We start from the raw sequence: 9928 nt of genomic DNA, 5'->3' as shown, positions 1-9928 counted from the left end.
CAACACCAGGTAAACCAGTGAACCCAACACTAGGTAAGCCAGTGGATCCAACACCAGGTAAACCAGTTTCGGAACAACTAGCTAATCCAACATCGGCTAAGGAACAACTTCCAAATACTGGTGAAACTACATCTGCAGGATCAACTGTACTCGGAGTAGTTGCAGGACTTGTAGGATTGGCAGCACTTGGACGTCGTAAGAAGGAAGACGAAAAATAGTCATCTTTCTTAGGAGAGTAATGTTACTTTATTTAAAATAACAACTCACATTGACGATCAAGGCCTGCTTTAAGTCATAGAAAAGAGAGGCTATCCCCCACTTTAGGGATAACATTTAGAAAATCTTTTCAACATAAAACGCATAATATCAAGGTTTTTGAATATCTGATATTATGCGTTTTTCTGATTTTAAAGATCTTTTAGCCATCCTCTTTTTATGCATTGGGGAAACAAGTCTTTCTATGAGATAAAGCCCCTCATAAATCACAACAAAAGGAAGAAACCAAATAAAGTTTTTATAGTAGATTGAAATAAGATATGAATAAAGAGATTAGGAAACTCAAATTAATTTCTAAAAACGTTTTAGAATCCTTAGCGGACTATTCTAGATTCAATCCACAATAGTAGAGTGGGAGTTCTCTTTTGATCAAACTAGAATTGATATTTGGTAAGTTTTATTTGTGATAGGTGAGTCGAATACTAGGAATTTCCGGCATTGAAAATTTTGGAATGACGTTTCTTTAGATGAAGTAAAGTGATAGGTTTGACTTGCTCAAGGTTAAGGGGGATTGAATTTTTGAAAAACTCTCACATCATCTTTTAAGAATATACTCATAAGGGAGAAGTATAATGAGCTTTACCTCAATCTATGTGCATAAGTCATCAGTTATAGGATTTGAGCAAACTAATACTCAATGAAAATTAAAGAGCAAACTAGGAAGCTAGCCGTAGGCTGCTCAAAGCACTGCTTTGAGGTTGTAGATAAGACTGACGAAATCAGTCACATATATAATCCAAGGTGAAGCTGACGTGGTTTGAAGAGATTTTCGAAGAGTATAAAAACCAGCGACTTTAATCGCTGGTTGCTCATATGCTTGTTCACTTGATAGGGATGAAGGCTTATCTAGACCTTCTATTTCTACGATAGCCATTTAGTTTTTTATTTTCCCAATAACTGTTAAAGATTTTTTCTTTACTCTCACGGTCAATTTCTAGGAAATAAGCATAGAGTAGATCAATTAAGATCAACATAGGAAGTTGGGCAGAAATGCGTTGGATATAGGAAGCCTGACTCTGGCTTGCTACCAATACAGTTTCTGTGAAGTCCTGAGTTTCCTTGCTAGGCGTACTAGTAAAAAGAACAGTTCTAGCCCCCATGTCTTTAGCGTCTAGTAGACTGTCAATGATGGATGGAGTTGTTCCTGAAAGTGAGAAACCAAAGACCAAACATTTTTCGTCGATGATACTGGTTGTCCAGGCGAATCCATCTGGATCTGTCAAAGCCTCACAAACGACACCTAGTCTCATGAAACGTAATTTCATCTCACGCGCAACGAGTCCAGAACTTCCCGTACCAAAAAAATAGACGCGTTCTGATTGATCAATCATTTGGGCAATACGCTCCAGTTGGTCATCATCAATCAATTCTTGTGTCATTTCTCGGATATTTGTATAGCTTCTCAAGACTCTTTGTGTCAAAGGATTCATATCTTGTTGAGGAACGGAAAGGGTATCCTTTTGTTGTTGGTATTTGAAAATAAATTCCCGATAGCCCGTGAAGCCACATTTTTTGGCAAAACGAGTGAGAGCCGCCTGAGAAATATGAAGTTTTTGAGTGACCTGTTGAGAGGATAAGTCATCATTTATGGTATCTGCCTGCAGAAAATAGCGGGCAATTTCTTGCTCTAAATCGGTCATTTCTTCAAAGTGAAGGTCGATAATCGTAGAGATATCTTGCTTATTCATGGAACTCCTTTTATAGCTATTTGCCAAAATTACTTTGACAAATCTAACAAATAAAATAGCGCTTACCTCCATTATATCATAGAAAATAATTTTTGGACCAAAAAGGAAAAGTCTTTTCTTTTTCCATAATTTTCTACCTAAATTATGGTACAATGAAGAGTGTGATTTTGATTAGAAATGAGATTGATGTGTATGAGAAAATTCAATAGCCACTCGATACCGACACGGCTTAATTTGTTATTTGCAATCGTCATCTTGCTCTTTTTAGCAATTATTGGTCGTTTGCTTTATATGCAAGTTCTTCATAAGGATTTTTATGAAAACAAACTCGCTTCTGCTAGCCAAACTCGAGTAACCATGGGTTCTGCTCGCGGAGAAATCTATGATGCAGCTGGAAAACCCTTGGTAGAAAATACCGTCAAACAAGTCGTGGCTTTCACACGAAGTAATAAGATGACGGCTGCAGATTTAAAGGATATTTCTACTAAACTTTTAACGTATGTAACAGTTTCCTCTCCAGATTTGACAGAACGTCAAATTGCTGACTATTATCTAGCTGATCCAGCAGTTTATAAAAAAACGGTAGAGGCCCTACCCAAAGATAAGCGTTTTGATTCTGATGGCAATCAACTTTCTGAATCTGAACTCTATAACAATGCTGCTGAGAGTATTGCAGCGAATCAGATGGACTATTCCGAGGATGAAAAGAAGGCAATCTACCTCTTTAGCCAACTCAATTCAGTAGGAAATTTTGCTACAGGAAATATTCAAACAGATCCTTTGAGTGAAACACAGGTAGCTGTAATTGCTTCTGCTTCAAAGGAATTGCCAGGTATTTCTATCTCTACCTCATGGGATCGAAAGGTCTTAGAAACTTCTCTTTCATCTATTGTCGGAACTGTTTCTAGTGAAAAAGCCGGTCTCCCAGCGGAAGAAGCAGAAGCCTATCTTAAAAAGGGCTATTCTCTAAATGACCGTGTTGGAACCTCCTATTTGGAAAAGCAATATGAAGAGACCTTACAAGGAAAACGCTCGGTAAAAGAAATCCATCTGGACAAATATGGCAACATGGAAAGTGTGGATACAATTGAGGAAGGTAGTAAAGGAAACAATATCAAGCTGACCATTGATTTGGCCTTCCAAGATAGCGTGGATGCTTTGCTGAAAAGTTATTTCAATTCCGAGCTAGGAAATGGTGGAGCCAAGTATTCTGAGGGTGTGTATGCAGTCGCCCTTAACCCCAAAACAGGTGCTGTTTTGTCTATGTCAGGACTCAAACATGACCTGAAAACGGGAGAGTTGACTCCTGATTCCTTGGGAACGGTAACCAATGTCTTTGTCCCAGGTTCGGTTGTTAAGGCCGCTACCATCAGCTCAGGTTGGGAAAATGGTGTTTTATCAGGAAACCAAACCTTAACAGATCAGCCTATTGTTTTCCAAGGTTCAGCTCCAATTTATTCTTGGTATAAATTGGCATATGGATCTTTTCCTATTACAGCTGTGGAAGCCTTGGAGTATTCATCCAATGCTTACATGGTTCAAACCGCTCTTGGAATCATGGGCCAGACCTATCAACCCAATATGTTTGTCGGCACCAGCAATCTAGAGTCTGCTATGGGGAAATTGCGTTCAACCTTTGGTGAATATGGTTTGGGTTCTGCGACTGGGATTGACCTACCAGATGAATCTACTGGATTTGTTCCCAAAGAGTATAACTTTGCCAATTTCATTACTAATGCTTTTGGCCAGTTTGATAACTACACACCGATGCAATTAGCCCAGTACGTTGCAACTATTGCTAACAATGGTGTTCGTCTAGCTCCACATATTGTCGAGGGAATATACGACAACAATGATAAGGGTGGCCTTGGGGAATTAATCCAAGCAATAGATACCAAGGAAATCAACAAGGTCAATATTTCTGAATCAGATATGGCAATCTTGCACCAAGGATTTTACCAAGTATCGCATGGAACTAGTCCCCTTACGACAGGACGGGCGTTTTCAGATGGCGCCACTGTTTCTATCAGTGGTAAGACCGGTACAGGTGAAAGCTATGTAGCTGGTGGTCAAGAAGCTAATAATACCAATGCCGTGGCCTATGCTCCAACAGAAAATCCTCAAATTGCAGTTGCAGTAGTCTTTCCTCATAATACCAATTTAACCAAAAATGTTGGGCCAGCAATTGCTCGCGACATTATCAATTTATATAACCAACACCATCCAATGAACTAGAAAGGAAGCCATGCTTTATCCAACACCTATTGCTAAGTTGATTGACAGTTATTCCAAACTTCCTGGTATTGGGATTAAGACAGCAACCCGTCTAGCCTTTTATACTATTGGAATGCCGGATGATGACGTCAATGAATTTGCAAAAAATCTTCTTGCAGCTAAGCGAGAATTGACCTATTGCTCTATTTGTGGGCGTTTGACAGATGATGATCCTTGTTCTATCTGTACTGATCCTAGCCGTGACCAGTCTACGATTCTGGTTCTGGAGGATAGCAGAGATGTTGCTGCTATGGAAAACATCCAAGAATACCACGGACTTTACCATGTTTTACACGGCTTGATTTCCCCTATGAATGGGATTAGCCCAGATGACATCAACCTGAAAAGTCTCATGACTCGCCTCATGGATGGTGAAGTTTCTGAGGTCATCGTAGCCACCAATGCAACAGCAGATGGTGAGGCGACCTCCATGTATATCTCTCGGCTACTCAAACCCGCGGGGATTAAGGTTACTCGTCTAGCACGAGGTCTAGCAGTAGGAGCTGATATCGAATATGCGGACGAAGTAACGCTCCTAAGAGCTATTGAAAATCGTACAGAACTTTAGTCTGTAAGGATATAGAACAGGCAATTAGCTAGTAGATACGATATATAAGAAATCAAGAGACTGGATTTATTTTTAATCCAGTCTCTTTTGTGCTATTCAAGTTTAAAAAAAGAGACAAATGTGATATACTAAAAAGCGAGTATTCTAGTAGAAATAGGACAATCATATGAAACAAACAATTATTCTATTATATGGTGGACGCAGTGCAGAGCGTGAAGTGTCTGTATTGTCAGCTGAGAGTGTCATGCGTGCGGTTAACTATGACCGTTTTGAAGTCAAAACTTTCTTTATCAGCCAGTCTGGTGATTTTATCAAAACCCAAGAATTTACCCAAACTCCTGGCCAAGATGAACGTCTCATGACCAATGAAACGATTGATTGGGACAAGAAAATTGCTCCAAGTGCCATCTACGAAGAAGGCGCAGTTGTTTTTCCAGTTCTTCATGGACCTATGGGAGAAGACGGTTCCGTTCAAGGTTTCCTAGAAGTCTTGAAAATGCCTTATGTCGGTTGCAACATCTTATCTTCAAGCCTTGCTATGGACAAAATCACGACTAAACGTGTCTTGGAATCTGCTGGGATTGCCCAAGTCCCTTACGTAGCCATTGTTGAAGGGGACGACTTAGCTTCTAAGATCGCAGAAGTTGAAGAAAAATTAACTTATCCAGTCTTTACCAAACCATCTAATATGGGTTCTAGTGTTGGTATTTCTAAGTCTGAAAATAAAGAGGAACTCCATCAAGCTCTTGAACTCGCCTTTAAATATGATAGTCGTGTCTTGGTAGAGCAAGGCGTCAATGCGCGTGAAATCGAAGTTGGACTTTTAGGAAACTATGATGTCAAGAGCACTCTGCCTGGTGAAGTTGTCAAGGACGTAGCCTTCTATGACTACGAAGCAAAATACATCGATAACAAGATTACGATGGATATTCCAGCCAAGATTAGTGATGATGTAGTAGCAGTCATGCGTAAAAATGCAGAAGCTGCCTTCCGTGCTATCGGTGGACTTGGATTGTCTCGTTGTGACTTCTTCTATACAGATAAGGGAGAAGTTTTCCTAAATGAGCTCAATACCATGCCAGGATTTACCCAATGGTCTATGTATCCCTTGCTCTGGGACAATATGGGGATTAGCTATCCAGAACTAATCGAGCGTCTGGTTGAGCTTGCTAAAGAGAGCTTTAACAAGCGTGAAGCGCACCTATTGTAAAGATAGCTATAAGGGCGGGGCAAGACTCCCTGCCCCTTTTTAAAGGAGTAAACATGAAACTTACGATTCACGAAGTTGCGCGTGTTGTCAGTGCAAAAAATGATGTGACAAGCTATGCGGACAGCCCACTAGTTAAGGCAGAGTTTGATAGTCGTTTGATTGGGCCTGGTGATCTATTTGTGCCACTCAAGGGGGCGCGTGATGGTCATGACTTTATCGAGACGGCTTTTGAAAACGGCGCTGCTGTAACCTTGTCAGAGAAAGAAGTAGCAGGTTATCCTTATATTTTAGTAGAGGATGTTTTGACAGCCTTTCAAGCTCTTGCAGCCTATTACCTTCAAAAAACAGGTGTAGATGTCTTTGCTGTTACAGGTTCAAATGGGAAGACAACGACCAAGGATATGTTGGCTCATTTACTTTCTACAAGCTACAAAACTTACAAAACACAAGGGAACTACAATAATGAAATTGGACTCCCTTACACCGTTCTTCATATGCCAGATGATACGGAAAAGCTAGTTTTGGAAATGGGACAGGATCACTTGGGAGATATTCATCTTTTGTCTGAACTGGCTCATCCGAAAACAGCTATTGTGACTCTGGTCGGAGAGGCACATTTGGCTTTCTTCAAAGATCGTTCTGAGATTGCCAAAGGTAAATTACAGATTGCTGATGGAATGGAGAAAGGTAGCTTGCTCTTGGCGCCAGCTGATCCCATTGTAGAGGATTATCTACCTGCTGACCAAAAAGTAGTTCGTTTTGGTCCGGGTGCAGAACTAGAAATTACAGAATTAACTGAGCGTAAGGATAGCTTAACCTTCAAGGCTAATTTCTTGGAGCAGGCTCTTGACTTGCCAGTAACAGGTAAGTACAATGCGACTAATGCTATGATTGCTTCTTATGTTGCCCTGCAAGAAGGAGTGACTGAGGAGCAGATTGCTCAAGCCTTCCAAAATCTAGAATTGACCCGCAATCGTACCGAGTGGAAAAAGGCTGCCAATGGAGCAGACATCTTATCAGATGTTTACAATGCCAACCCAACTGCCATGAAGTTGATTTTAGAAACTTTCTCTGCTATCCCAGCTAATGAAGGTGGTAAGAAAATAGCAGTTCTGGCGGATATGAAGGAACTTGGAGACCAGTCTGTTCAACTCCACAATCAAATGATTTTGAGCATTACACCCGATGCCCTTGATACCGTTATTTTCTACGGTGAAGACATTGCTGAATTGGCTCAATTAGCCAGTCAAATGTTCCCCATCGGCCATGTTTACTACTTCAAGAAAACAGCTGATGAAGACCAGTTTGAAGCCATGGTCAAGCAAGTTAAGGAGAGTCTTGGAGCTAAAGACCAGATTCTGCTTAAAGGTTCGAACTCTATGAATCTAGCTAAGCTAGTAGAAAGTTTAGAAAATGAGCGCAACTGATTTTGCTAAGGCTATACAGAGAATGTTGGCCATCACTGATACTGGTTTGACCTATACAAAGGACACTTTTGACCGTGAACGTTATGAGAATTTACGTCAGATTTTATCGAACGTATTGCAGGAGACTACGGATCTTAATCAAGAGGAATTGACTGCGATCTTAAAACCAACAGCTAGCTATGCAACTCCCTTGATGGATGTAAGGGCTTGGATTATTCAAGACCAGAAGATTTGTTTGGTTAGAGGACAAGGAGAGGATACTTGGGCATTACCTGGTGGCTTTGGTGAAGTAGGCTATTCCCCTAAGGAAAATATTCGAAAAGAAGTTCAGGAAGAAACAGGCTTTTTTGCAGAAGTAGGCTCTTTATTGGCTATTTTTGATACCAATCGCTTTCAAATGCAGAGTAAGCAGTATGCCAAGTTTGTATTTGATTGTCGACTATTGAATGGGGACTTTCAAGAAAATCAAGAAGTTGCTGAACTAGGATTTTTTGACATTTCGGCTCTCCCTCCCTTATCTGAAAAAAGAATAACCAAGGAACAAATGGATATTCTATGGCAGGTTTATCAGGGTGAGCGGGAACAATATATTGATTAGAAGCTTTGCTTTATCTTAAGGCCGATAGCTTCTTTGGAACACAAAAATATAAGAAATAAATGTAAGCTAGGCTCTATAGAGATAAGTAAGAGATCGGCTTATATAAAGATGAGGAAAGTTATATGAATATTTGGGATGCTTTATTTACCACCCATCCGACGGAACCACCCCAATTTGGATTTACTTGGTACGCAAGCACATTTGCCTTACTGTTTTTGACAATTTATCTTGCTTATCGCTATCGTGATAATAAGGTTTGTCAACGATTCTTCCAGATTATACAGGCAATACAGTTAATCTCGCTTTACAGCTGGTATTGGATCAATCAGTTCCCACTGTCAGAAAGCTTGCCTTTTTATCATTGTCGATTAGCCATGTTTGTAGTTCTACTACTGCCAGGTGTTTCAAAAACCAAACAATATTTTGCTTTGCTTGGAACCTTCGGGACGATTGCAGCCTTTGTTTATCCAATACCAGACGCTTACTCTTTCCCACACATCGTTATTTTGTCCTTTATTTTCGGACATCTAGCCCTTCTTGGAAATTCCTTGATTTATCTTTTAAACAACTACGATGCTCGTCTGTTGGATTTCAAAGGTATTCTTATACTGACCTCTTTACTTAATGGTTTGATTTTTATAGTCAATTTATTGACGGGTGGAGATTACGGTTTTATGACAAAACCACCATTGGTGGGAGACCATGGTCTTGTGGTTAATTATATCATTGTCACTCTATTTTTGACTTGTGCTATTTTCCTCTTCTCTAAAGGTTTTCAAGTCATCACTCAGGAGAAGGCAGAAAGAAGATTGAAAATCTGGCAGAAATAAAAAATATTTTCCCAACCGCTTGACTTTTATCTGATAATTTTGATACAATAGTAGGCGGTATTGTTTACCCCATTTGTAAGGCCCCGGAACCTTTCAAATACCCTGCGGACCGGAACATCCGCCCTGTAAACAAAAACGACATTCATATAGGAGAAATCATGAACAAAACTACATTCATGGCTAAACCAGGCCAAGTAGAACGCAAATGGTACGTTGTTGACGCAACTGATGTACCTCTTGGACGCCTTTCAGCAGTTGTTGCAAGCGTGCTTCGCGGAAAAAACAAACCAACATTCACACCTCACACTGACACAGGTGACTTCGTAATCGTTATCAATGCTGAAAAAGTTAAATTGACTGGTAAAAAAGCAACTGATAAGATCTACTACACTCACTCAAACCACCCAGGTGGATTGAAACAAATCTCTGCTGGTGAACTTCGTTCTAAAAATGCAGTTCGTTTGATCGAGAAATCAGTTAAAGGTATGCTTCCACACAATACTCTTGGCCGCGCTCAAGGTATGAAATTGAAAGTATTCGTTGGAGCTGAGCACACTCACGCTGCACAACAACCAGAAGTTCTTGATATTTCAGGACTTATCTAAGGAAAGGAACAATAAAGTATGTCACAAGCACAATATGCAGGTACTGGACGTCGTAAAAACGCTGTTGCACGCGTTCGCCTTGTTCCAGGAACTGGTAAAATCACTGTTAACAAAAAAGATGTTGAAGAGTACATCCCACACGCTGACCTTCGTCTTGTCATCAACCAACCATTCGCAGTTACTTCAACTGTAGGTTCATACGACGTTTTCGTTAACGTTGTAGGTGGTGGATACGCTGGTCAATCAGGAGCTATCCGTCACGGTATCGCTCGTGCCCTTCTTCAAGTAGACCCAGACTTCCGCGATTCATTGAAACGCGCAGGACTTCTTACACGTGACTCACGTAAAGTTGAACGTAAGAAACCAGGCTTGAAAAAAGCTCGTAAAGCTTCACAATTTAGTAAACGTTAATTCGAGAGAATTACTATACTTACAAAGAGCACCTTTCGGGG

At 40.4% G+C, this 9928-nt stretch carries 10 protein-coding genes; 9 read left to right on the top strand and 1 reads right to left on the bottom strand.

The window, feature by feature from the left end; translation table 11 throughout:
• On the top strand, positions 1–218 hold a 218-nt coding region (locus HMPREF2619_RS07155), incomplete at its 5' end, for an LPXTG cell wall anchor domain-containing protein (RefSeq protein WP_070460375.1).
• A gap of 900 nt (positions 219–1118) precedes the next feature.
• On the opposite strand, the gene HMPREF2619_RS07150 is transcribed toward HMPREF2619_RS07155, so the two are convergent.
• On the bottom strand, positions 1119–1964 hold the full coding sequence (locus tag HMPREF2619_RS07150) for a MurR/RpiR family transcriptional regulator (RefSeq protein ID WP_070460374.1): 846 nt from the start codon (positions 1962–1964) through the stop codon (positions 1119–1121).
• Between the two features lie 177 nt (positions 1965–2141).
• Here HMPREF2619_RS07150 and pbp2b point away from each other — a divergent pair, with 177 nt between their 5' ends.
• From pbp2b to rpsI, 8 genes are all read left to right on the top strand, one after another.
• Positions 2142–4199 (top strand): penicillin-binding protein PBP2B, encoded by a 2058-nt coding sequence (pbp2b, locus tag HMPREF2619_RS07145; protein WP_083279619.1) that lies wholly within the window; start codon positions 2142–2144, stop codon positions 4197–4199.
• Positions 4200–4209: 10 nt separating this feature from the next.
• Positions 4210–4806: a recombination mediator RecR gene (gene recR / locus HMPREF2619_RS07140; RefSeq protein ID WP_049496176.1), complete on the top strand. Its 597-nt coding sequence runs from the start codon at positions 4210–4212 to the stop codon at positions 4804–4806.
• A 166-nt stretch (positions 4807–4972) separates the two neighbouring features.
• Positions 4973–6016, top strand: a complete 1044-nt coding sequence (locus HMPREF2619_RS07135) for a D-alanine--D-alanine ligase (protein WP_070460371.1) — start codon at positions 4973–4975, stop codon at positions 6014–6016.
• Between the two features lie 53 nt (positions 6017–6069).
• The gene (gene murF / locus HMPREF2619_RS07130) at positions 6070–7443 is read left to right on the top strand and encodes a UDP-N-acetylmuramoyl-tripeptide--D-alanyl-D-alanine ligase (protein WP_070460369.1); all 1374 of its coding nucleotides are present in this window, start codon (positions 6070–6072) and stop codon (positions 7441–7443) included.
• Positions 7430–8041, top strand: a complete 612-nt coding sequence (locus HMPREF2619_RS07125) for an NUDIX hydrolase (RefSeq protein WP_070460367.1) — start codon at positions 7430–7432, stop codon at positions 8039–8041. Before murF ends, HMPREF2619_RS07125 begins: the two co-directional genes overlap by 14 nt.
• A gap of 122 nt (positions 8042–8163) precedes the next feature.
• A complete protein-coding gene (locus HMPREF2619_RS07120) occupies positions 8164–8871 on the top strand; it encodes a YwaF family protein (RefSeq protein WP_070460365.1) in 708 nt (235 codons plus the stop codon).
• A gap of 158 nt (positions 8872–9029) precedes the next feature.
• A complete protein-coding gene (gene rplM, locus HMPREF2619_RS07115; protein ID WP_001044624.1) occupies positions 9030–9476 on the top strand; it encodes a 50S ribosomal protein L13 in 447 nt (148 codons plus the stop codon).
• A gap of 18 nt (positions 9477–9494) precedes the next feature.
• Positions 9495–9887 carry a 30S ribosomal protein S9 gene (rpsI, locus tag HMPREF2619_RS07110; RefSeq protein WP_000075973.1) on the top strand — a complete coding sequence of 131 codons (393 nt, stop codon included), beginning with the start codon at positions 9495–9497 and terminating at the stop codon, positions 9885–9887.
• Positions 9888–9928 lie beyond the last annotated feature (41 nt).

Origin of the sequence: Streptococcus sp. HMSC074B11 (genome assembly GCF_001808705.1) — a bacterium.
Lineage (GTDB): Bacteria > Bacillota > Bacilli > Lactobacillales > Streptococcaceae > Streptococcus.
The sequence above is the reverse complement of the archived record's forward strand: the minus strand, read 5'-3'. Positions and strand labels throughout refer to the sequence as shown.

Bases quoted from the DNA above. Each gene is read 5' to 3' on its own strand.
- HMPREF2619_RS07150 (WP_070460374.1), bottom strand. From the start codon at position 1,964: ATGAATAAGCAAGATATCTCTACGATTATCGACCTTCACTTTGAAGAA.
- pbp2b (WP_083279619.1), top strand. From the start codon at position 2,142: ATGAGATTGATGTGTATGAGAAAATTCAATAGCCACTCGATACCGACA.
- recR (WP_049496176.1), top strand. From the start codon at position 4,210: ATGCTTTATCCAACACCTATTGCTAAGTTGATTGACAGTTATTCCAAA.
- HMPREF2619_RS07135 (WP_070460371.1), top strand. From the start codon at position 4,973: ATGAAACAAACAATTATTCTATTATATGGTGGACGCAGTGCAGAGCGT.
- murF (WP_070460369.1), top strand. From the start codon at position 6,070: ATGAAACTTACGATTCACGAAGTTGCGCGTGTTGTCAGTGCAAAAAAT.
- HMPREF2619_RS07125 (WP_070460367.1), top strand. From the start codon at position 7,430: ATGAGCGCAACTGATTTTGCTAAGGCTATACAGAGAATGTTGGCCATC.
- HMPREF2619_RS07120 (WP_070460365.1), top strand. From the start codon at position 8,164: ATGAATATTTGGGATGCTTTATTTACCACCCATCCGACGGAACCACCC.
- rplM (WP_001044624.1), top strand. From the start codon at position 9,030: ATGAACAAAACTACATTCATGGCTAAACCAGGCCAAGTAGAACGCAAA.
- rpsI (WP_000075973.1), top strand. From the start codon at position 9,495: ATGTCACAAGCACAATATGCAGGTACTGGACGTCGTAAAAACGCTGTT.